Origin of the sequence: Naasia aerilata, from assembly GCF_030296595.1 — a bacterium.
Classification (GTDB): domain Bacteria; phylum Actinomycetota; class Actinomycetes; order Actinomycetales; family Microbacteriaceae; genus Naasia; species Naasia aerilata.
The window spans coordinates 1,150,529-1,172,497 of the sequence record NZ_AP027731.1 but is presented as its reverse complement, the minus strand read 5'-3'; the positions used below and the strand labels follow the sequence as shown (position 1 = coordinate 1,172,497).

Below are 21,969 nucleotides of genomic sequence, written 5' to 3'. Positions count from 1 at the left end.
GGATGGTCCAGAGAACGCTCGGGGCTGCCGTCTCGCATGTCGGGAAGGTGCGCTCCAACAACCAGGATTCCGGGTTCGCCGGGTCCCAGCTCTTCGTCGTCGCCGACGGGATGGGCGGCCACGCCGGCGGTGACGTCGCCTCAGCCATCGCCGTCAACCGCATCGCCGAGACCGACACCGCCCGCTACTCCTCCCCGCAGGATGCGGAGTTCGCTCTGCAGTCGGCCCTCGTCGCCGCGAACCAGCTGCTCGCCGAGACGGTCTTCGAGCACCCCGAGCTGACCGGCATGGGCACAACGGTGTCCGCGATGATCCGGGTCGGCGACAGCATGGCGATCGCCCACATCGGCGACTCGCGCATCTACCTGCTGCGCGACGGCGAGCTCTCCCAGATCACGACGGACCACACGTTCGTGCAGCGCCTCGTCGACAGCGGCCGCATCACGCCCGAGGAGGCCCTCGTCCACCCTCGGCGCTCCGTTCTCATGCGCGTGCTCGGGGACATCGACCAGGCACCCGAGATCGACACGAGCATCCTCACCACCACCAAGGGCGACCGGTGGATGATCTGCTCCGACGGCCTCAGCAGCTACGTCAACGAGGACCGCATCCGCTCCGTGCTCGGCGACCACGCCGAGGCTGCCGCCGTCGCCGACCGCCTGATCCGGGAGGCGCTCGAGCAGGGCGCGCCCGACAATGTGACGGTCATCGTGGTCGACGTGGACCCGGAGGGGCCCGAGACGCCGGAGGAGGCGGTGACCGTCGGGTCCGCCGCAGGGCCGCTCGAGTTCGACTCGGAGGGCGGACGCCGGCTCCGGCTCCCCTCGATCCTCCTGCACCCCCTCAAGTCCACCGCGGTCGCGCGCGAGACCCACGTCGAGGCGGACGACGACGACTACCTCGAGCGGCTCATCGCGGAGGACCGCCGCCGCGCGCGCCGCCGCCGACTCATCTGGCTGATCGTGATCGGGATCGTCGCTCTTGGTGCGATCCTCGGCGCGATCCTGGGCTACGCGTGGACGCAGCAGCAGTTCTACGTCGGTGAAGCGGACGGCAACGTCGCCGTCTATCAGGGGGTGCAGGCCTCGGTCGGCCCCTTCCCGCTCTCCGCAGTGGTCCGCGACACCGACATCCCGGTGGACCGATTGCCGATGTACTACCAGGCGCAGGTCGAGGCGACGATCCCCGCAGCGACCGCCCAGCACGCCTCTGCGATCATCGACAACCTCGAATCGGTGGTCACAACGGGAACGAGACGATGACGGACACGGCGACCGGCGCCCTGCCGCGCGGGCGCACCGAGCGCGTGCGCACCATGCGCATGCCCCGCCGGCTGAGGAATCTCGAGATCGCGCTGCTGGTCGTGGTGTGGGCCATCAACGCGGCCGCGATCGTGCTCGTGCAGCTCGGCGCGACGGGGGCCGTGCAGCCGAACGTCATCGTGCTCGTCGCCGGACTCTCGCTGCTGACGCTGATGGTGCACCTCGTCCTGCGGTTCACCGCGAGCGAGGCCGATCCGTTCGTGCTGCCGATCGCCACCCTCCTGAACGGCCTGGGCATCGCCGGCATCTACCGGATCGACGTCGCGAACGGCGATGAGGGCTTCACCGACTCGGTCGCGATCCGGCAGATCGTCTGGTCGGCGATCGCCATCGTCTGCGCCCTCGCCGTGCTCATCGTCATCCGCAACCACCGGGTGCTGCAGCGCTACACCTACCTGGCGATGCTGGTGTCGGTCCTGCTCCTGCTGCTGCCGATGCTTCCGGGCATCGGCCAGACCATCAACGGCGCTCGCGTCTGGATCAGCATCGGGCCCTTCTCCTTCCAGCCCGGCGAGATCGCGAAGATCGCCCTCGCTGTCTTCTTCGCCGGCTACCTGGTGAGCAGGCGCGAGTCCTCTCCATGGTCGGCCGCAAGGTGCTCGGCATCCAGCTGCCCCGCGGCAAGGACCTCGGCCCAATCCTCGTCGTCTGGGCGGTCGCGATGAGCGTCATCGTGTTCCAGCGCGACCTCGGCACGGCGCTTCTCTACTTCGGCCTCTTCCTCGTGATGATCTACGTCGCGACCGGGCGGTTCAGCTGGATCCTCCTCGGCCTCGTCCTGTTCGTCGGCGGCGCACTCATCGCCAGTCAGACCCTCGACTACGTCCACGGCCGGCTCCAGAACTGGCTCGACGCCTTCAACCCGGACGTCTACAACAGCGACGGCGGCTCCTACCAGCTCGTGCAGGGCCTCTTCGGGCTCGCCAACGGAGGCGTCGTGGGCACCGGGCTGGGGCAGGGCATGCCCGAGGTGACGCCGGTGGCGCAGAGCGACTACATCATCGCGACGCTCGGCGAGGAGCTCGGCCTCACCGGCCTCTTCGTGATCCTCGCGCTCTACCTGCTCCTCGTGTCCCGCGGCTTCCGGATCGGCTTCGCCGGGCAGGACGACTTCGGCAAGCTCCTCGCGGTGGGCCTCTCCTTCGTCCTCGCGCTGCAGTGCTTCATCGTCATCGGCGGCGTCACGCGCGTCATTCCGCTGACCGGCCTCACCACGCCGTTCCTCGCCGCCGGAGGGTCCTCGCTCGTCGCGAACTGGATCATCGCCGCGCTGCTGCTGCGGATCTCCGACTCGGTGCGCAACCAGCCGAGGCTCGTCGTATGAACCGCGAGCTCAAGCGCATCAGCGTCCTCGTCGTCCTCATGTTCGCGGTGCTGTTCGGCTCCACCTCGATCATCCAGGTGTTCCAGGTCGACAACCTCCGCACCGACTCGCGCAACGTGCGAACGCTCTACCAGAGCTACTCCGCGCAGCGCGGCTCGATCCTCGTCGCCGGGCAGCCGATCGCGCAGTCCGTGCCGGCCGACGACGTCTACAAGTTCCAGCGCACGTACCCGAACGCGGACCTGTACTCCTCGGTCACCGGCTACCTCACCCTCGGCGGGGAGCCGACCGGCATCGAGGGCGCGATGAACCAGTACCTCAGCGGCACGGCGAACTCGCAGTTCTTCGACCAGCTGGGCAGCATCCTCACCGGCCAGAAGCCCCAGGGGGACTCGGTGGAGCTCACCCTCGACCCGGTCGTCCAGCAGGCCGCCTACGACGCGCTCGGCGACCAGCAGGGCGCCGTCGTCGCGATCGAGCCCTCGACCGGCAAGATCCTCGCGATGGTCTCGAAGCCGGGCTTCGACCCGAACGCCCTCGCCGTGCACGACGGGGACACGGCCGAAGCGGCCTACGAGACCCTGATCAACGACCCGAGCGAGCCTCTGCAGAACCGGGCCATCGGAGGCAACCTCAACCCGCCCGGGTCGACCTTCAAGCTCGTCATGACGTCGGCCGCCATCGAGAGCGGCAAGTTCACGCCCGACAGCGAGCTGCCGAACCCCGGCACCTTCACGCTCCCGGGCACGGAGACCGAGATCACCAACTCGGAGGGGGCCGACTGCGGCGGCGGCTCCACCGCCACGCTCGCCACGGCCCTCCGCCTGTCCTGCAACATCCCCTTCGCCGAGCTCGGTCTCCAGCTCGGCGAGGACACCATCTCGAAGATGGCGTCCGCATACGGCTTCGGACAGGAGCTGAGCATCCCGATGAAGGTCACCCCCAGCAGCTACCCGGACGGTCTCGACGAGGCGCAGCTGGCCATGTCGTCGTTCGGCCAGTACGAGGACCGCGCGACGCCGCTGCAGATGGCGATGGTGTCCGCCGGGATCGCCAACAAGGGCGCGGTCATGAAGCCGAACCTGATCGACCAGATCCTCGCCCCCGACCTCACGGTGCGGCAGGACTTCCAGCCCGAGGTCTTCTCGACGCCCATCAGTGATAACACCTCGGCAACGGTCACCCAGATGATGGTGGCCAATGTCGAGAACGGGGCGGCCAGCAATGCAAGAATGGACGGGATCAGCGTGGCCGGCAAGACGGGTACTGCGCAGAACGGCGGGGATGACCCGTACACCCTCTGGTTCACCGGGTTCGCCCCCGCTGACAACCCGAAGGTGGCCGTCGCGGTCGTGGTGGAGAACGGGGAGGGCTCGGTCAGACCGGATTCGGGAATCTGGTCGCCGCGCCCATAGCGAAGCAGGTGTTTGAGGCGGTGCTGAATCGATGAGGCCGGTCACTGGCGTCACCTTCGGCGGTCGCTACCAGCTCAAGAACCGTGTCGCCATCGGCGGCATGGGCGAGGTCTGGGAAGCCACGGATCTCGTCATCGGGCGCACCGTCGCCATCAAGATCCTCAAGGACGAGTATCTGGGCGACCCCGGCTTCCTCGAGCGCTTCCGCGCGGAGGCCCGCCACGCCGCTCTCGTGAACCATGAGGGCATCGCCAACGTCTACGACTACGGCGAGGAGGAGGGCAGCGCCTACCTCGTGATGGAGCTCGTGCCCGGCGAGGCGCTCTCCACCATCCTCGAGCGCGAGCGCATCCTGTCCACCGACCGGGTGCTCGACATCGTCGCGCAGACCGCGTCCGCGCTGCAGGCCGCCCACGCGGCGGGCCTCGTGCACCGCGACATCAAGCCCGGCAACCTCCTCATCACGCCGGACGGCCGCGTCAAGATCACCGACTTCGGCATCGCCCGGATCGCCGACCAGGTGCCGCTCACCGCGACCGGCCAGGTCATGGGGACGGTCCAGTACCTCTCCCCGAGCAGGCCAGCGGCCACCCTGCGTCGCCGGCGACCGACATCTACTCGCTCGGCATCGTCGCCTACGAGGCCCTCGCCGGCCGTCGCCCCTTCACGGGCGAGTCCCAGGTGGCGATCGCGATGGCGCAGATCAACGAGACGCCGCCGGACCTGCCGGCGAGCGTGCCCGAGCCGGTGCGCAACCTCGTGCTCTCCTGCATCGCGAAGAGCCCCTCCGACCGCCCGGCCTCCGCCGCCAATCTCGCTCGTGCCGCGCAGGCCCTGCGCCGCGGCGACGTCGCGAGTGCCGCCTCCGCCGTCCCCGGGATCCTCCCCCACGGCGCCTCGATCCTTCCCTCGGACGCGGCCACCCAGCTGCTCCCGTCGGCCGGCGCCAACACCGCAGCGGCGACGACCGTGCTGCCCGCCGCAGGGCTCGGCTTCGGTGCCGCCGGCGCCGTCGGCGCGGCCGCCACGGCGGAGGAGCTCGACGAGGAGCCGCACAAGCGCAGCCCCTGGACGATCCCCCTGATCGTCATCGTCGCCATCCTGGCCATCGGCCTCATCGCCATGCTCGCCGCGCTGTTCCTCAACCCGCGGGGCGGGGCGACGCCGAGCCCCAGCGCATCGCCGTCGGTCTCGGCCACCCCGTCGGCCACCCCGACGCCCTCCGCCACCCCGACGGCGAACACGGTCAACATCGACCGGAACGCCTATGTCGACCGGCCTTTCGAGGACGTCCAGGCGGAGCTCGAGGCCCTCGGCGTCAGCGTCACCCTGGTCGAGGGCGACGCCGCAGGCACCGAGGAGCAGGTGGGCCTCGTCTCCGACGTGAACCCGTCGGGCAACGTCGCCAAGGGCACGGCCGTGAAGGTCACGTACTACACGGAGATGGCGTCCATCCCGGCCCCGGACGCCCCGACCGTGAAGAGCCCGGCCACGCCCGTGCCGCAGGGCGCCACCGTGAACGTGCAGTGGCCCGGCTACAGCAAGTGCCCGGCCGGGACGGCGCTCAGCGGCTACACCGTGAGCATCGCGGGTGCCGGGGGCTCCGACGGCAGCTTCAACGTCAACGCGGGCACCACGAACTACCAGTTCGCCGCGGACAGCACCGGCCCCATCACCGTGAACTACGTCGCCTACTGCGGCTCCCGCAACTCCGACCCGTCCGGTGACCTCACGATCCCGGTGACCCCGACGCCGACGACGCCGTCTCCGACTGCCACCCCCGGAGGCTGAGTCTCGGTGACGACCTCAACCGGCCCGACCGCCCGCCCCCAGCCGGAGACGCGGCGCCTGCTCGCCGGCCGCTACCAGATCGGCTCGCTCCTCGGCCGCGGCGGCATGGCCGACGTGCACCTGGGCACCGACAACCGGCTCGGGCGCACGGTCGCGATCAAGCTGCTGAAGTCGTCCCTCGCCAACGATCCGGCGTTCCGCACGCGCTTCCGCCAGGAGGCGCAGTCCGCCGCCCGGATGGCGCATCCGACCATCGTCCGCGTCTTCGACGCCGGCGAGGAGGTCGTGCGTGACGCCCACGGCGTCGAGACGCCGCAGCCGTTCATCGTCATGGAGTACGTCGACGGCAAGCTCCTGAAGGACATCATCGCGATGGGCCCGCTGGAGCCGGCAGAGGCCGTGCACATCGTCGACGGCATCCTGACCGCGCTCGAGTACTCGCACCGCGCAGGCGTCGTGCACCGCGACATCAAGCCCGGCAACATCATGATCACGCGCACCGGACAGGTGAAGGTCATGGACTTCGGCATCGCCCGCGCCATCTCCGACTCGTCCGCCACCGTGGCGCAGACCACCGCCATCCTCGGGACCGCCGCCTACTTCTCGCCGGAGCAGGCGCGCGGCGAGACGGTGGACGCACGCACCGACCTCTACTCGACCGGCGTCGTGCTGTTCGAGATGCTCGTGGGGCGCCAGCCCTTCCGCGGGGACACCCCGGTCGCGGTGGCCTATCAGCACGTCAGCGAGGCGGCGCCCACCCCCAGCTCGATCAACCCCAAGGTCTCGAAGGCCATGGACCAGGTCACGCTGCGCGCGCTGTCGAAGGACAAGTTCGAGCGCTACCAGAGCGCGGCGGAGTTCCGCGACGACGTGCACACGGCCGCCTCCGGGCAGCTGCCGGCGCGACGGCTGCCGTCGCAGGACGCCGCGGCGGGCCTGTTCGGTGCTCCGCCCGTCGATCCCCTCACCGCCAACCCGGCCATGAAGCAGCTCGCGGTCGACGACGACACGGTGGTCCGCACGCAGACGCGGCCGCCGGCCGTGTGGATCTGGGCAGGCATCCTCAGCGTGGCCGTGATCGTCGTCGCGGTCGTCATCTGGGTCTTCACCCTGACCCCGAGTCAAGGACTTCCCGATGTCTCGCGGGAGGTTCCTGCCCTCGCCGGCCAGCCGTACGACGATGCCGCGGCAGCGCTGAGCGATCTGGACCTCGAGGCCGTGAAGCACTCGGAGCCGAGCAACATCTATGCGGTGGACCAGGTGGTGCGCACCGTCCCGGATCCGGGCACGATCGTGAGCCCGGACACCAAGATCGACGTGTACGTCTCGAGCGGCCCCACCCAGTCGGCGGTGCCGAACGTCGTGGGACTCGCCCAGGGCGCGGCCGAGGACCTCATCACGAAGTCGAAGTTCACCATCGGCACCCTCACCCGTGAGCACTCCCCCACTGTCCCGGAAGGCGCTGTGCTGCGCGCGGACCCCACGGTCGGGACGCAGATCGCGGAGGGCACGACGGTGAACCTGGTCATCTCCGACGGCCGTGTCGAGATGCCGGACGTGCGGAACATGTCGGTGGCCGAGGCCCGCGCGCTGCTGGAGGGACCCGAGCTGCTGCTCCGTGTCAGCATCACGCCGACCACCAACTGCGGCGAGGCGTCCGACAAGGTCGTGACGCAGTCGCTCGCCCCGGGCACGGTGGCTCAGGGCTCCGAGGTCACGATCACCTACTGCGACGCGAAGTAGAGCCGCGAGGTGGCACTAGGTGCTGCCATCTCGCCGAGGGAACAGCAGCAGGTGCCACCTCGACAGGGGTCAGGCGCGGCGGGCCGTGAGGAGCGGGTGCAGCGTCTTCGCGCGCTCCGGGGCATCGGCGAGGCCCACGAGGCCGAGCCAGTTGCCGAGCATCACGTAGCCGCCCTCGGTCAGCACCGACTCGGGGTGGAACTGCACCCCGAAGACGGGCGCCTCCACGTGCCGGAGTCCCATGATGACCCCGCCCTGCGTGCGGGAGGTGACGACGAGGTCGTCCGGAACGGTCTCGTCCACCACCGCGAGCGAGTGGTACCGCGTCGCGGTGAAGGGCTGGGGCACGCCGTCGTAGAAGGCGCTGCCGTCATGCTCGATCGACGACGTCTTGCCGTGCATGAGCTCCTCGGCGTTCGTCACCACGGCGCCGCGGGCCTCCGCGATCGCCTGGTGGCCGAGGCACACTCCCAACAGCGGAAGCTCCAGCTCGAGGGCCACACCCACCGCGGGCACTGAGACGCCGGCGTCCGCGGGCTTCCCCGGCCCCGGCGAGAGCAGCACCCCGTCGTACTCGCTCATGCGCGCCGCGAGGTCCGCCTCGGGGATGCTGTCGTTGCGCACGACCTCGGTCTCGGCCCCGAGCTGCTTGAGGTAGCCGTCCAGGGTGTAGACGAAGCTGTCGTAGTTGTCGATCACGAGGATGCGGGTCATGGCCCGTACAGTCTCGCACCTGCCCGGCCGAGGGCGCCTCCCAGGCACCGCGAGCGCGCTTTGCTAGACTCCCCGCATGGCACGAACCCGCGTCCGACCCGAGCTCCGCACCGAGGAGCGCACTGGTGACGCGCCCAACCCGGTGTGGTTCAAGCCCGTCATGTTCGGCTTCATGCTGGTGGGCCTCGCGTGGATCATCGTCTTCTACGTGAGCCAGGGCACCCTGCCCATCCCGGATCTGCAGAGCTGGAACATCCTCATCGGCTTCGGGATCGCCTTCATCGGCTTCCTGATGACGACGCGCTGGCGCTAGCCCGTGAGCTCCTCGACCCAGTGGTCGAGGAAGAGTGCCCCGGCCTCGTCGTGGATGCTGTCGCCGAGGGTGACCACGGGGTAGGGCTTTTCGGGAATGCCGTCGCTCGGGCGCACGTCCACGTGCGCGACCTCGAAGCCGGCCGCGTGGAGGTAGTCCGCCATCTTGTAGTCGCTGCGCGAGTCGCCGACCGTCCGCCAGCGCCGCGGCAGCTCGCCGAGCTCTGAGAAGTAGCGGACCGCACGCTCGGCGCCGCGATCCTTGTCGAGCAGCACCGACTCGATGTCGGTCGAGATGATCGTGGGATCGATGCGGAAGGGGAGCTCGCCCTGCTCGTCGGCCCGGAAGCGGCTGCCATAGCCGATCCCCACACCCGCACGGACCAGGAGGGCGAAGGCCGCGTCGTTGAAGGCGGCCTGGGCCGCCTTGTAGCGGTCGGCGTCGACGTCGGTGCGCTGCTCGACCGAGACCATGGCGCGCTTGGTGTCGTCGAAGAACATGGTGTCGGCGAACTCGCGCTCCGTCAGTGTGCGCAGCCCGTGGACGACCGACTCCGGCAGCCGCACGCTCTCGTCCACCGTGATGGCGCCCATCCCGGTGGCGGTGATCGGCGCCCACACCGCGCCCTTCTCGAAGACGCCGAACATCCGGCCGTGGCCGGACTCGAGGGCGGCGGGCAGGCCGGCGTCGAGGAGCGGCGCGAGGAGCTGCTCCTCGACGAAGGCGTCCGAGCGGCCCGTGATGAAGGCGATGGGCACACCGGCGGCCGCCAGGGTCACCAGATCGTCCAGGATGCCGGGGATCGCGACCGTGCGGGTGAGCGGACTCGCGAGCGGCCCATCGACGTCGAACAGCAGTCCGAGGTTCGGCATGACGCTGGCCTTTCGTGTCAGTCCCCTTCCGGGGTACAGAGTGCTGAGAATCTGCTGGTCACTCCGGTATTACAGCTGTGTAACTTTGCACAGTGTGGAGAGCCTGTGGATAACTAGGGCGCGAGGGTCCCCGTAAGGGCCGGCCAGGCGGCGGCGATGAGCAGAACCACCGTGAATGCGGCGAGCAGGAGCACCTGCAGCCGCTGCTGCGTGCGCTTGCGGGTCTGAACGATGATGAGCGCCACCAGGGCGCCCGTGATGAGCCCGCCCACGTGGGCCTGCCAGGAGATCGTCCGCACGAACAGCCCGATCCCGAGGTTCAGCGCGATGAGCACGAGGATGCCCGTGGCGTTTCCGCCGAGCTTCCGCGCGATCACGAAGTACGCCCCCAGCAGGCCGAAGATCGCCCCGGATGCGCCCACGACGCTCTGCAGCGTCGCCCCGAGGTAGAGCACCGCGATGGAGCCGCCGAGCGCCGACAGCAGGTAGGTCAGCAGGAAGCGCCACCGGCCCATCGCCACCTCGATCTGCTGCCCGAACATCCACAGCGCGATCATGTTGAAGGCGATGTGCAGGATCACGCCGGGCGAGTGCACGAGGGCCACGGTGAGCAGCCGCCACGGCTCGTAGGGATAGCCGGTCGCCGGCTCCACATAGGCCGGCGCGAACAGCAGGGCGTTCGTGACCGGTGATCCCGGGATCAGCTGCGCGAGGAAGACGAGCAGCGTGATCATGATCAGCACATAGGTGACCGAAGGCGCCACGGCGCTGCGGAAGCGACGCCAGGCCGCCCCGCTCCTGCCGCGGGAGAAGGTCACCGCTCGCTGATGGTGATGCCCGTGAGGACCTGCTCCTCCAGCGGGCGGTCGCGACCGTCGGTGGGGACCGCCCCGAGCTTGTCGACGACGGCGCGCGACTCGTCATCCGCGACGACGCCGAAGATGGTGTGCGCACCCTGGAGCCACGTGGTGGGTCCGGTGGTGATGAAGAACTGCGAGCCGTTGGTGCCCTTGCCCCCGCGCTTGCCGGCGTTCGCCATGGCGAGGATGTAGGGCTGGGTGAAGTCGAGGTCGGGCGAGATCTCGTCGTCGAACTCGTAGCCCGGGCCGCCCGTTCCGGTGCCGAGCGGGTCGCCGCCCTGGATCATGAAGTTCGGGATGATGCGGTGGAAGACGATGTCCTTGTACAGCGGGCCTTCGCCCTTGGCGCCGGTGGTCGGGTCGGTCCACTCGCCGTCGCCGGTGGCGAGGCCGATGAAGTTCTTGACCGTCTTGGGTGCGTGATTGCCGAACAGGTTCACGCGGATGTCGCCCTGAGTCGTGTGGAGAGTGGCAACTGCCGTGTGCTGAGTCATGGCTCTACCCTAATCGGCCCGCAAAAACTCCCCAGGGCGCTCCCAGCGCTCTGGATGGCAAGATGGAGGAATTCCGCGATCAACCCAACGCGAGCAACCCATTGGAGGCAGGAGATGAAGCTCTCCCGCAAGCGCAAGAAGGCATTGAAGCGGCTGCGGAGCAGCGCCGAGGAGCTGTGGCAGGAGCAGCAGGAGGTGCTGGATCACGCATCCAACGTCCTGCGCGGCGCCACCCAGCAGGCGAACCTTCTCACGCAGGAGCACGTCGTGCCGCGCGTGAAGACCACCTATGAGTCGCGGGTCAAGCCGTCCGTCGACAAGGCGTCCGTTCTCGGCCGCGCCGTCGCGACCGGCGTGAGCGCCAAGGTCGCCCACGATGTCATCCCCGGAGTGAACGGCGTCATCGCGTCCGCACTGGGCGTGCTGGCTGCCGCGAAGGCCGGCACGGGCCTCTTCGCCAAGGCTCCCGAGCCCCCGAAGAAGTCCGGACCGGGTGTCGGCACCGTCGCACTCATCGTGCTCGGAGTTCTCGCCCTCGCCGGCGTCGCCTACGCCGCCTGGCAGACCTTCCGCGCCGACGACGACCTCTGGATCGCCGACGACGAGCCGGACGCGACGGGGAGCACGAACCCCACGGACGTCCCCAAGACGCCCACCGCGTAGCGCGCATCCTTCTCGTCGAGGGCTCCGGCATCAGCCGGGGTCCTCGACGTGGTTAAGCAGGCCGTTCCCAGCGGCATCAGGAGGATCACGCGTACCATCGCCTTCAATTCCCTACTGAGGTGATCGAAGTGAACAAGGTCTCCCGCTGGCTGCCCGCCGCGATTCCCGCCGCCGTCATCGCGGCTGCCGCCCTGGGCGTGCCGGCCTTCGGCAGCGCCGCCGGCGCTCGTCTTCCCGAGAAGTCCGCGGACGAGGTGCTGGCGCTGATCGCCGGCAGCTCGGCTACCCGGTTCTCGGGGACCGTCGAGCAGAGCTCCGACCTCGGCCTGCCCGAGCTGCCCAAGTCTGCGCGCGGCTACTCATCCGGCGCCGACTCCACCTCGGCGGTGCTCGAGCTCCTGACCGCCGACCACACCGCCCAGGTGTTCGTCGATGGGGCCGAGCGGGAGCGCGTGCAGGTGCTCGACGACCTCGCCGAGCGCGACCTCTACCGGAACGGCTCGGACGTCTGGATCTACGACTCGAAGCAGCGCGCCGCTCATCACGTCGTGCTCCCCGAGGGCTCCGGCGCCGCACCGCAGCTGAGCGCGACCCCCGCCGAGCTGGCCGAGAAGCTGCTCGCCGCCGTCGATCCCACCACCGAGGTCGACGTCGCCACCGGCTCCGTCGCGGGACGCCCGGTCTACGAGCTCGTGCTGACGCCGAAGTCGGACGACACCCTCGTGGGGAGCGTCACCGTCTCGGTCGACTCCGACACCGGGCTGCCCCTGGAGGTGGCCGTGACCGCTCGTGGCCAGAGCACCGACGCGGTCCGTGTCGGCTTCACCTCCATCGACTTCTCCGCTCCGCCTGCGGACACCTTCACCTTCACCCCGTCGGCCGACACACGGGTGACCGAGGAGGAGCTGCCGAGCGGGCCGCCCGAAGGCTACGCCGCACCGGACCTGCCCTCGCCCACCGTGACGGGCGCCGGGTGGGACACCGTCGTCGCGCTCCCCGTCGACGTGCTCGGCTCGGCCGGATCATCGTCGGCGCTCCTCGCCCAGCTCACCACCCCCGTCGCCGAGGGTCGCGCTCTGCAGACGTCGCTCGTCTCCGTCCTGTTCACCGCCGACGGCCGGCTCCTCGCCGGCGCCGTCCCCGTCGAGGCCCTCGAGGCCGCCGCCCGGTGACGGCCGCCGAGGCCGCGATCCGGACGACGGGACTGACCAAGGAGTTCGGCCGGCAGAAGGCCGTCGACGGGCTCGACCTCGAGGTCCCTCGCGGGGCGATCTTCGGCTTCCTGGGGCCCAACGGCTCGGGTAAGACGACCACGATCCGGATGATCCTCGGGCTCGCCTCCGCGACCCGCGGGGACATCGCCCTGCTCGGCGAGCCGATGCCCTCGGCGCTCCGCTCGGTCCTCCCAAGGGTCGGCGCGCTCGTCGAGGGGCCGGCCTTCTACCCGTTCCTCTCGGGTGCCGCCAACCTCCGCCGCCTCGATGCCGCCGATCCGCCCAGCTCGTCCCGGACGCGCAGTGCGCGCGTGACGGCGGCCCTGGACCGGGTGGGCCTGCGACATGCCGCGGGGAAGAAGGTCACCGCCTACTCCTTGGGCATGAAGCAGCGGCTCGGCATCGCGAACGCCCTGCTCGCCCCTCGCGACCTGCTGGTCCTCGATGAGCCGACGAACGGGCTCGACCCGCAGGGCACTCGCGAGGTCCGCACGCTGATCCGCTCGCTGGCCGAGGAGGGCACGACCGTCTTCGTGTCGAGCCACCTGCTGACCGAGATCGAGCAGCTGTGCACGCACGTCGCCGTGATGAGCGCCGGCCGCCTCGTGGCGCAGGGCACTCTGGACGAGCTTCGCGAGGTGGGCAGGTCCGAGGTCCGGGTCGAGACCCCGGACACCGCCGAGGCGGTGGAGGTGCTCGGCCGGCTCGGGCTCGTGCCGGTCGCGGGCGCCTCCGGAGTGACGGCGGAGCTGGACGGGAAGCTGCTGCCGGAGCGAGTGACCGCCGCCCTCGTCGAGGCGGGCGTCCGGGTTCGCGGCATCGCGGTCGAGCACCAGACGCTCGAGGAGCGGTTCGTCGCGCTCACCGGGGAGGGCTTCGATGTCGCGGGCTGAGCCGGTGGCGGCGCCGCCGGCCCGTGCTTTTGCGCTCCTCGGCTCCGAGCTCAGCGTCCTCTTCCGTCGCCGGCGCACGTGGGCGATGCTCGCCGCACTGGCCCTCGTGCCGATCCTGGTCGGCATCGCCGTGCGCATCCGCTCGTCGTCGAACGGCCCCGCGTTCCTCGCCGCGATCAGTGACAACGGCCTGTTCGTGTCCTTCACGGGGCTCACCGTCTCGATCCCGCTCTTCCTTCCGCTCACGATCGGCGTGGTCGCGGGCGACACGATCGCGGGCGAGGCGAGCCTGGGAACACTCCGCTACCTCCTCGTCGCGCCGACCGGGCGGGTGCGCCTGCTCCTGGTGAAGTATGCGGGGGCTGCGGTGTTCGCACTGGCGGCGCCCCTGGTGGTGCTGCTGGCCGGGGTCGGCATCGGCGCGCTCCTCTTCCCCATCGGTCCGGTGACGCTCCTATCCGGCAACACGGTGGGGATCGACGGCTTCGCGGTCCGCGCGTTGCTCCTCGCGGCCTACGTGGCGGTGTCGCTGCTCGGGCTGAGCGCGATCGGGCTCTTCGTGTCGACGCTCACGACGGTGCCGGTCGGGGCGATGGCGGCGACGATCGTGCTCGCGGCGGCCGCGCAGATCCTGGACACCCTCCCCCAGCTGGACTGGCTGCACCCGTGGCTGTTCAGCCACTACTGGTTCGGCTTCGCCGACCTGCTGCGGGACCCGATCGCGTGGGACTCGTTCGGACAGAACGCGCTCCTGCAGCTCGGCTACATCGCGTTCTTCGGCGGCCTGGCCTACGGCCGCTTCGCAACGAAGGACATCCTGAGCTGACCAAGCTGACGGCTTCGCGGCCTGATCCCGAGCGCCCGGTGGATTTCGAGACGCGGCTGCGCCGCTCCTCAATCAGCGGTGAGAGGGGTGATGGAGTCTCTCAGCAGCTGCGGAACCAACCAGCACAGACAGATCGTGAGCCGAGGCTGGAACGGAAGGCCGGGCCGCCGCGCCGGGCCGAGCCGGACTGCCCACGACGCGCACTGCCGCCTTGGCGGCAGAGCGCCATAGGCACATTCTCCACAGACACCAAACGCCGCCCGATGGGCGGCGTTTCATGTCTGTGGAGACGAGGGGAATCGAACCCCTAACCCCCGCCTTGCAAAGGCGGTGCTCTGCCAATTGAGCTACGTCCCCAGCTTGTCGGCGCGCCGCCGCTGCTGCGGCGCGCGTCGTGGGCTCTCCGGCTCGCCCGACGCGGCGGCCGAGCCTCCGGTTTCCGAGATCGGCTCGCGTTGTGCCTGTTCGGCACGGCGTGGGCTGGCCTCCGAAAACGGCCAGTGGGGCTACGAGGACTTGAACCTCGGACCTCTTCGTTATCAGCGAAGCGCTCTAACCGCCTGAGCTATAGCCCCGTTTTCGACCCGTCCGACATTACCGGACGGACGGTCTCCCCGCGAATCGCGGGCCCCAGTTCGCCTACTGGTTGGTGAAGCCGACGAGCAGCCCGCCGCTGATGCGGACGCTGAGGTTGTAGAGGACGGCACTGATCGCTCCGAGGGCGGTGCCGACGATCACGTTGAGGAGTGCGATGACGAGAGTAAACCCGAGCACCTGCGGCAGTCCGAAGGTGGCGGTGAGGCTGAAGCTGGAGTCTCCCGAGATCTCGCCGAACAGCCCGCTGAGCCGGTCGAAGATTCCGGTCTGCGCCAGCACCATCCAGATGAGGAAGGTGCCGACGATGAGGACGATGCCGAGTGCCACAGCGATGAGGAACGACAGCTTCACGGCGGACCAGAAGTCGACGTACACGAGCTTCAGGCGTACCTGCTTGGTGCTCACCGTGCGGGACGATTTCCGCGCGAGCTTCTCCGCGACACTACTCATCCCCTGACTCGTCCTTCCCAGGCTCGGCGTCGACGGGGACGCCTTCTGCATCCTCGGCGGCTGTCGCGCTCTGGTCTAGATTACGTTCACTGTTCTTCGCAACCGCGATGATTTTGTCCTCGTCGCCGAATCGGGCGAAAACTACTCCCATGGTGTCGCGTCCCTTGGCGGGCACTTCGGACACCTGGGACCGGACGACCTTGCCGCCGGCGAGCACGACGAGCACCTCGTCGCCGTCCTCGACGATGAGGGCGCCGGCGAGGTCGCCGCGGGATTCCTCGAGCTTCGCGACCTTGATGCCCAGGCCGCCGCGGTTCTGCACCCGGTACTGGTCGACGGAGGTGCGCTTCGCATAGCCGCCCTCGGTGACGACGAAGACGTACGCGCCCTCCGAGTTTCCGTTCAGCACCGACGCGTCGAGCAGCTCGTCGTCGCCGCGGAAGTGCATGCCGATCACGCCCGCGGTGCTCCGGCCCATCGGGCGGAGCGCCTCATCGGTCGCGGTGAAGCGGATCGACATGCCCTTGCGGGACACGAGCAGCAGGTCGGAGTCCTCGTTGACGAGGAGGGCGGAGACGAGCTCGTCGCCTTCGCGCAGGTTGATGGCGATGATGCCACCGGTGCGGTTGGTGTCGTACTCGGTCAGCGCCGTCTTCTTGAGCAGCCCCTGCCGGGTGGCGAGCACGAGGTACTGGGCGACGGCGTAGTCGCGGATGTCGAGGATCTGGGTGATCTCCTCGTCCGCCTGCATCGCGAGCAGGTTGGCGACGTGCTGCCCCTTGGCATCGCGGCCGCCCTCCTGCACCTCGTAGGCCTTGGCGCGGTACACGCGCCCCTTGTTCGTGAAGAACAGGAGCCAGTGGTGCGTCGTGGTGACGAAGAAGTGCTCGACCACGTCGTCTGCGCGCAGCTGTGCGCCCCGGACGCCGCGTCCTCCGCGGTGCTGGCTGCGGTAGTTGTCGCTGCGCGTGCGCTTCACATACCCGCCGCGCGTGACGGTGACGACCATCTCCTCCTCGGGGATGAGGTCCTCGATGCTCATGTCGCCGCCGAAGCCGAGGAGGATCTCGGTGCGACGCTCGTCGCCGAACCGGTCGACGATCGCTGCCAGCTCCTCGCTGATGATCTGCCGCTGCCGCTCCGGCTTGGCGAGGATGTCCTTGTACTCGGCGATGAGGCGCTCGAGCTCGGCGGCGTCGTTGATGATCTTCTGGCGCTCGAGGGCAGCCAGGCGGCGCAGCTGGAGGCTGAGGATCGCGGTCGCCTGGATGTCGTCGACGTCGAGCAGCTCGATCAGGCCGGTCTTGGCGTCGTCCGGGGTGGGCGATCGCCGGATGAGGGCGATGACCTCGTCCAGCATGTCGAGCGCCTTCAGGTATCCGCGGAGGATGTGGGCGTCGGCCTCGGCCTTGCGCAGCCGGAACGAGGTGCGCCGGACGATGACCTCGATCTGGTGGTCCACCCACAGCGAGATGAAGCCGTCGATGGGCAGCGTGCGCGGCACCCCGTCCACGATCGCCAGCATGTTGGCGCCGAAGTTCTCCTGCAGTTGCGTGTGCTTGTACAGGTTGTTGAGCACGACCTTGGCGACCGCGTCCCGCTTGAGGACGACCACGAGGCGCTGGCCGGTGCGGCCGGAGCTCTCGTCGCGGATGTCCGCGATGCCGGCGATCTTGTTGTCCTTGACCAGCTCGGCGATCTTGACCGCGAGGTTGTCCGGGTTCACCTGGTACGGCAGCTCGGTGACGACGAGGCAGGTGCGACCCTGGATCTCCTCGACGTTCACCACGGCCCGCATCGTGATGGATCCGCGACCGGTGCGGTAGGCGTCCTGGATGCCCTTGGTGCCGAGGATCTGCGCACCCGTCGGGAAGTCGGGGCCCTTGATGCGCTGCAGAAGCGCCTCGAGCAGCTCCTCGCGATTCGCCTCCGGGTGCTGCAGCAGCCACTGCGCGCCCTCCGCGACCTCGCGCAGGTTGTGCGGGGGATGTTGGTCGCCATGCCGACCGCGATGCCGACCGAGCCGTTGACGAGCAGGTTCGGGAAGCGAGCGGGCAGGACGACGGGCTCCTGCGTCTTGCCGTCGTAGTTGTCCTGGAAGTCGACGGTGTCCTCGTCGATGTCCCGCACCATCTCGAGCGCGAGGGGGCCATCTTGGTCTCGGTGTACCGGGCGGCTGCGGCGCCGTCGTTGCCCGGCGAGCCGAAGTTGCCCTGCCCGAGAGCGAGCGGATAGCGGAGGCTCCACGGCTGGACCAGCCGGACCAGGGCGTCGTAGATGGCGGTGTCACCGTGCGGGTGGTACTGACCCATCACCTCGCCGACGACGCGCGCGCACTTGTTGAACGAGCGGTCCGGACGGTAGCCGCCGTCGTACATCGCGTACACGACGCGGCGGTGCACGGGCTTCAGCCCGTCCCGCACATCGGGCAGGGCACGGCCGACGATCACGCTCATCGCGTAGTCGAGGTACGACCTCTGCATCTCGAGCTGCAGGTCGACCTGCTCGATCTTGTCCGTCATGGTGTCCTGTCTTGTTCTCTACGTGGGGACGCGGGCTTCAGCTGCTGCGTACCCACTGGATTTCGAGACGCGCGCTGCGCGCGCTCCTCAATCACCGGAAGCCCTCGCGCTCCGCGCTAGGACCTGAGGAATCAGATGTCGAGGAATCGAACATCCTTGGCGTTGCGCTGGATGAAGCTGCGGCGGGACTCGACGTCCTCGCCCATGAGGGTCGCGAAGATCTCGTCCGCTGCGGCGGCATCCTCGACCGTCACCTGGCGGAGCGTGCGGGTCTCGGGATCCATGGTCGTCTCCCACAGCTCCTTGTAGTCCATCTCGCCGAGGCCCTTGTAGCGCTGGATCCCGTTGTCCTTCGGGATGCGCTTGCCCTGGGCGAGACCGTCCTCGAGGACGGCGTCCCGCTCGCGGTCGCTGTACACGTAGTCATGGGGCGAGTTGCTCCACTTGATGCGGTACAGCGGCGGCTGCGCGAGATAGACGTAGCCCATCTCGATGAGGCCCCGCATGTAGCGGAACAGCAGCGTCAGGAGGAGGGTCGTGATGTGCTGGCCGTCGACGTCGGCGTCGGCCATCAGGATGATCTTGTGATACCGCGCCTTCTCGGCGTTGAAGTCCTCGCCGATGCCCGTGCCGAAGGCGGTGATCATCGACTGCACCTCGGCATTCGCGAGCGCGCGGTCGAGTCGGGCCTTCTCGACGTTCAGGATCTTTCCGCGCAGCGGCAGGATCGCCTGGTGGATCGGGTCGCGCCCCGTGCCGGCGGAGCCGCCGGCGGAGTCGCCCTCCACGAGGAAGATCTCCGACACCTTCGGGTCCTTGCTCTGGCAGTCCTTGAGCTTGCCCGGCATGCCGCCGCCCTCGAGCAGGCCCTTGCGCCGGGCGGTCTCGCGCGCCTTGCGCGCCGCCATCCTCGCGGTGGCCGCCTGGAGGGCCTTGCGGATGATCTCCTTCGCCTGGGCGGGGTTCCTCTCGAACCAGTCGCCGAGCTGATCGCCGGCGACGCGCTGGACGAAGGTCTTCGCCTCGGTGTTGCCGAGCTTCGTCTTCGTCTGGCCCTCGAACTGCGGCTCGCCGAGCTTGACGGAGATCACCGCGGTCAGCCCCTCGCGCACGTCGTCCCCCGAGAGGTTGTCGTCCTTCTCCTTGAGGATGCCCTTCTCCCGCGCGTAGCGGTTGACGAGCGTCGTCAGCGCAGCGCGGAAGCCCTCCTCGTGCGTGCCGCCCTCGTGGGTGTTGATCGTGTTGGCGTAGGTGAAGACGCTCTCGGTGTAGGCCGTCGTCCACTGCATGGCGACCTCGAGGGAGATCCGCCGCTCGGTGTCCTCCGACTCGAAGGAGATGATCTCCGGGTTCACGACCTCCGCGCGCTTGTTGGCGTTGAGGTACTCGACGTAGTCGACCAGCCCGCGCTCGTAGTGGTAGACGTGGGTCAGCGGCCCATCGCCCTCCTCGGGAACGCCGGCGTCCGGGTCGGTGTCGTCGGCAGCGGCGCGCCGCTCGTCGGTGAGCGTGATCTTGAGGCCCTTGTTGAGGAACGCCATCTGCTGGAAGCGCGTGCGCAGCGTCTCGTAGTCGAACTCGACGGTCTCGAAGATCTCGGCGTTCGGCCAGAAGGTGATGGTCGTGCCGGTCTCGCTGGACTCCTCGCCCTGCGCGAGCGGCGCCATCGGCACACCGGACTCGAAGCTCTGCCGCCAGACGTAGCCCTGCCGGCGGACCTCGACATCCAGTCGGGTCGAGAGCGCATTGACGACGGAGCTGCCGACGCCGTGCAGACCACCGGACACCGCATAGCCGCCGCCGCCGAACTTCCCGCCGGCGTGCAGGACGGTCAGCACGACCTCGACCGTCGACCGCTTCTCGACCGGGTGGATGTCGACCGGGATCCCGCGGCCGTTGTCGACGACGCGGACGCCGCCGTCCTTGCGGATGGAGACCTGGATCTCGTCGCAGTATCCGGCGAGCGCCTCGTCCACCGAGTTGTCGACGATCTCATACACCAGGTGGTGGAGACCGCGCGGGCCGGTGGAGCCGATGTACATGCCGGGCCGCTTGCGGACCGCCTCGAGCCCTTCGAGCACCTGGATGTCGCTGGCACCGTACGTGTGCTCCGGCGCGGGGTGGTTCATATCAGTCGTCATACGTGTCCTGGCTCCCGCCGGTAGACCTCGATTCTAGCAAACCAGCGGGGGCGAAATCCGGCGTCTGACGGGCGTTTGGAACGAGGTTGGACGGATTTGCCGCCTCAGCCGTAAGTATCGCGAGGACCACGCCCTGGAATCGATCTGGGGCCCCTTTTCCAGGTAGGGGCACCAGGCCCGGAAAAGGCGATGTTCTGGATGCGCGCCTCGGGGAACCTCGCGGCGATCCTGGTGAGGATCTCGGTGCGCATGAGCCGCAGCTGTGTCGCCCATGCTGTCGAGTCGCAGCTGACCCGCAAGAGGCCGTCCTCCACACCCGTCGGTGAGGAGTGTGCGGCCGTCTCGGGACCGGCCACCTCCTGCCACGCTGCGATCAGCTCCGACTGCGACAGCTGCGTGTTCCAGCCCAGGGACGAGGTGAGTCCGGAGAGTGTCTCCCCCAAGGTCGACGGATCGCGCCCGAAGCCGAACGGCTGCGAGTCGCCCTCGTCCGCGGATCGGCGCCGGCGTCGAGTTCGGGCGCCGACGGGAGCGGTCGGCCCGCCGAACGCCGCGCGGATCCGGAGGTAGACGGAGCGGGCTTCGTCGATCACGTCCTCGTCGTCGTTCACCCTGCCTCCTCCTGCCGCGCCTCTGCGCTCGAGTCCTCGGTGCCGTCGCGGTCGAGGATGCGACCTGCCTGGATCCGCACCATGGTGCCGTGCAGCTCCTCGGGCACGTCCTCCGCGACGGCGGACGTGATGAGCACCTGCTCGTAGTCCTGGATCGCTCCCGCCAGCCGGCGCCGCCTCGGGGCGTCGAGCTCCGCGAACACGTCGTCGAGGATCAGCACCGGATCGCCGGAGCTCGCCTCCGCACGCAGCAGCTCGGCGGAGGCGAGCTTGAGGGAGAGTGCGAACGACCAGGATTCGCCGTGGCTGGCGTACCCTCGCGCCGGCAGCCCGTTGAGCTCGAACACGATGTCGTCCCGGTGCGGTCCCACCAGGGTCAGGCCGCGCTCGAGCTCCCGCGGTCGCGCCGCGGCGAGCGCCTCGGTGAATCGGTCGCGGATTTCGTCGACCGGGAGCACCGCATCCGTGCCCTCGGTCCCCTCCTCATCCGCGTCGGGCCGGCGGGACAGGATGCTGAGCTGCGTGCTGAGGCGAGGACCGTGATCGGCGCCCACGATCGCGCGGTACGCCGCCGCCACGTGCGGACGGAGGTCGTCGACGAGACCGAGGCGCGCCGCAATGATCTGCGTTCCGAACTCCACGATCCGCTCGTCCCACAGGTCCAGGGTGGCGAGCGCCTTGGCGCCCGTCGCCCGCGCGCTCTTCAGCAGCGTGTTCCGCTGCCGGAGGGAGCGCTCGTAGTCGGCCACCACTCCGGCGAGACGCGGGGAGCGCAGAACGAGCAGCTCATCGGCGAAGCGGCGGCGTCCCGACGGATCGCCGCGCACGAGGGCCATGTCCTCGGGAGCGAACAGGACGCTCGAGAAGTAGCGCGGGAGGTCGCGGACCTTCGCCGGGGACCGGCCGACCTGCGCCTTGTTGGCCGAGGATGCGTTGATCTGCAGCTCGACGAGGAACTCGCGATCCGCGTGGCCGAGCAGCGCACGCACGATCGCGGAGGTCGCTCCGCGGCGGACCAGAGCGAGATCGCTCGAGACGCGGTGCGAGCCGAGCGTGCTCAGGTACCCGAGCGCCTCGACCAGGTTGGTCTTCCCCTGGCCGTTGCTGCCGACGAGCACATTGACCCCGTCGGCGAGCAGCAGATCAGCGTTCTCGTAGTTCCGGAAGTCGACGAGGTTCAGCCGGCGGACGTGCATCGACGACC

At 69.2% G+C, this 21,969-nt stretch carries 15 protein-coding genes, 2 tRNA genes and 4 pseudogenes; 10 read left to right on the top strand and 11 right to left on the bottom strand.

Annotated features, from left to right (window positions below; genetic code table 11):
• The first annotated feature begins 2 nt into the window (after positions 1-2).
• The 5 genes and pseudogenes from QUE51_RS06340 to pknB all read left to right on the top strand — a co-directional run bounded on the left by QUE51_RS06340 (position 3) and on the right by pknB (position 7,595).
• Positions 3-1,262: a Stp1/IreP family PP2C-type Ser/Thr phosphatase gene (locus tag QUE51_RS06340; protein ID WP_286278735.1), complete on the top strand. Its 1,260-nt coding sequence runs from the start codon at positions 3-5 to the stop codon at positions 1,260-1,262.
• Positions 1,259-2,646 (top strand): annotated as a pseudogene (locus tag QUE51_RS06335) (FtsW/RodA/SpoVE family cell cycle protein). The gene QUE51_RS06340 and the pseudogene QUE51_RS06335 overlap by 4 nt, the downstream one beginning before the upstream one ends.
• Positions 2,643-4,096, top strand: a pseudogene (locus QUE51_RS06330) (peptidoglycan D,D-transpeptidase FtsI family protein). Before QUE51_RS06335 ends, QUE51_RS06330 begins: the two co-directional pseudogenes overlap by 4 nt.
• Positions 4,093-5,852, top strand: a pseudogene (locus QUE51_RS06325) (protein kinase domain-containing protein). The pseudogenes QUE51_RS06330 and QUE51_RS06325 overlap by 4 nt, the downstream one beginning before the upstream one ends.
• Before the next feature lie 6 nt (positions 5,853-5,858).
• Positions 5,859-7,595 (top strand): Stk1 family PASTA domain-containing Ser/Thr kinase, encoded by a 1,737-nt coding sequence (gene pknB, locus QUE51_RS06320; RefSeq protein WP_286278734.1) that lies wholly within the window; start codon positions 5,859-5,861, stop codon positions 7,593-7,595.
• Positions 7,596-7,664: 69 nt separating this feature from the next.
• Here the strand turns inward: pknB and QUE51_RS06315 are convergent, their stop codons facing one another.
• A complete protein-coding gene (locus QUE51_RS06315; protein ID WP_286278733.1) occupies positions 7,665-8,309 on the bottom strand; it encodes an anthranilate synthase component II in 645 nt (214 codons plus the stop codon).
• Between the two features lie 76 nt (positions 8,310-8,385).
• On the opposite strand from QUE51_RS06315, the gene QUE51_RS06310 reads away from it, so the two are divergent.
• Complete coding sequence (locus QUE51_RS06310) at positions 8,386-8,622, top strand: cell division protein CrgA (protein WP_286278732.1); 237 nt, start codon at positions 8,386-8,388, stop codon at positions 8,620-8,622.
• Here QUE51_RS06310 and QUE51_RS06305 read toward each other — a convergent pair.
• The 3 genes from QUE51_RS06305 to QUE51_RS06295 form a co-directional block, all read right to left on the bottom strand.
• Positions 8,619-9,494, bottom strand: coding sequence for a Cof-type HAD-IIB family hydrolase (locus QUE51_RS06305; RefSeq protein WP_286278731.1), 876 nt, complete (start codon positions 9,492-9,494; stop codon positions 8,619-8,621). The genes QUE51_RS06310 and QUE51_RS06305 overlap by 4 nt on opposite strands.
• Before the next feature lie 113 nt (positions 9,495-9,607).
• Positions 9,608-10,312, bottom strand: coding sequence for a rhomboid family intramembrane serine protease (locus tag QUE51_RS06300; protein ID WP_286278730.1), 705 nt, complete (start codon positions 10,310-10,312; stop codon positions 9,608-9,610).
• Positions 10,309-10,848, bottom strand: a complete 540-nt coding sequence (locus tag QUE51_RS06295; RefSeq protein ID WP_286278729.1) for a peptidylprolyl isomerase — start codon at positions 10,846-10,848, stop codon at positions 10,309-10,311. Before QUE51_RS06295 ends, QUE51_RS06300 begins: the two co-directional genes overlap by 4 nt.
• 114 nt (positions 10,849-10,962) lie before the next feature.
• Here QUE51_RS06295 and QUE51_RS06290 point away from each other — a divergent pair, with 114 nt between their 5' ends.
• The 4 genes from QUE51_RS06290 (at position 10,963) to QUE51_RS06275 (ending at position 14,444) form a co-directional block, all read left to right on the top strand.
• Entirely contained in the window at positions 10,963-11,511 is a 549-nt protein-coding gene (locus QUE51_RS06290) for a hypothetical protein (protein ID WP_286278728.1), read from the top strand.
• Positions 11,512-11,630: 119 nt separating this feature from the next.
• A complete protein-coding gene (locus QUE51_RS06285; protein WP_286278727.1) occupies positions 11,631-12,683 on the top strand; it encodes a LolA family protein in 1,053 nt (350 codons plus the stop codon).
• A complete protein-coding gene (locus QUE51_RS06280) occupies positions 12,680-13,618 on the top strand; it encodes an ABC transporter ATP-binding protein (RefSeq protein ID WP_286278725.1) in 939 nt (312 codons plus the stop codon). Before QUE51_RS06285 ends, QUE51_RS06280 begins: the two co-directional genes overlap by 4 nt.
• On the top strand, positions 13,605-14,444 hold the full coding sequence (locus QUE51_RS06275) for an ABC transporter permease (protein WP_286278724.1): 840 nt from the start codon (positions 13,605-13,607) through the stop codon (positions 14,442-14,444). The genes QUE51_RS06280 and QUE51_RS06275 overlap by 14 nt, the downstream gene beginning before the upstream one ends.
• 284 nt (positions 14,445-14,728) lie before the next feature.
• Here the strand turns inward: QUE51_RS06275 and QUE51_RS06270 are convergent.
• From QUE51_RS06270 to recF, 7 genes and pseudogenes are all read right to left on the bottom strand, one after another.
• Positions 14,729-14,801: transfer RNA gene (locus tag QUE51_RS06270), tRNA-Ala, on the bottom strand.
• A 144-nt stretch (positions 14,802-14,945) separates the two neighbouring features.
• Positions 14,946-15,019, bottom strand: a tRNA-Ile gene (locus tag QUE51_RS06265).
• 64 nt (positions 15,020-15,083) lie between these two features.
• Positions 15,084-15,491: a DUF3566 domain-containing protein gene (locus QUE51_RS06260; protein WP_286278723.1), complete on the bottom strand. Its 408-nt coding sequence runs from the start codon at positions 15,489-15,491 to the stop codon at positions 15,084-15,086.
• Positions 15,484-18,013 (bottom strand): annotated as a pseudogene (gyrA, locus tag QUE51_RS06255) (DNA gyrase subunit A). The gene QUE51_RS06260 and the pseudogene gyrA overlap by 8 nt, the downstream one beginning before the upstream one ends.
• Positions 18,014-18,144: 131 nt before the next feature.
• Positions 18,145-20,154 carry a DNA topoisomerase (ATP-hydrolyzing) subunit B gene (gene gyrB, locus QUE51_RS06250; protein ID WP_286278722.1) on the bottom strand — a complete coding sequence of 670 codons (2,010 nt, stop codon included), beginning with the start codon at positions 20,152-20,154 and terminating at the stop codon, positions 18,145-18,147.
• 104 nt (positions 20,155-20,258) lie between these two features.
• Positions 20,259-20,765, bottom strand: a complete 507-nt coding sequence (locus QUE51_RS06245; RefSeq protein WP_286278721.1) for a DciA family protein — start codon at positions 20,763-20,765, stop codon at positions 20,259-20,261.
• Entirely contained in the window at positions 20,762-21,961 is a 1,200-nt protein-coding gene (gene recF / locus QUE51_RS06240; protein ID WP_286278719.1) for a DNA replication/repair protein RecF, read from the bottom strand. The genes QUE51_RS06245 and recF overlap by 4 nt, the downstream gene beginning before the upstream one ends.
• Positions 21,962-21,969 lie beyond the last annotated feature (8 nt).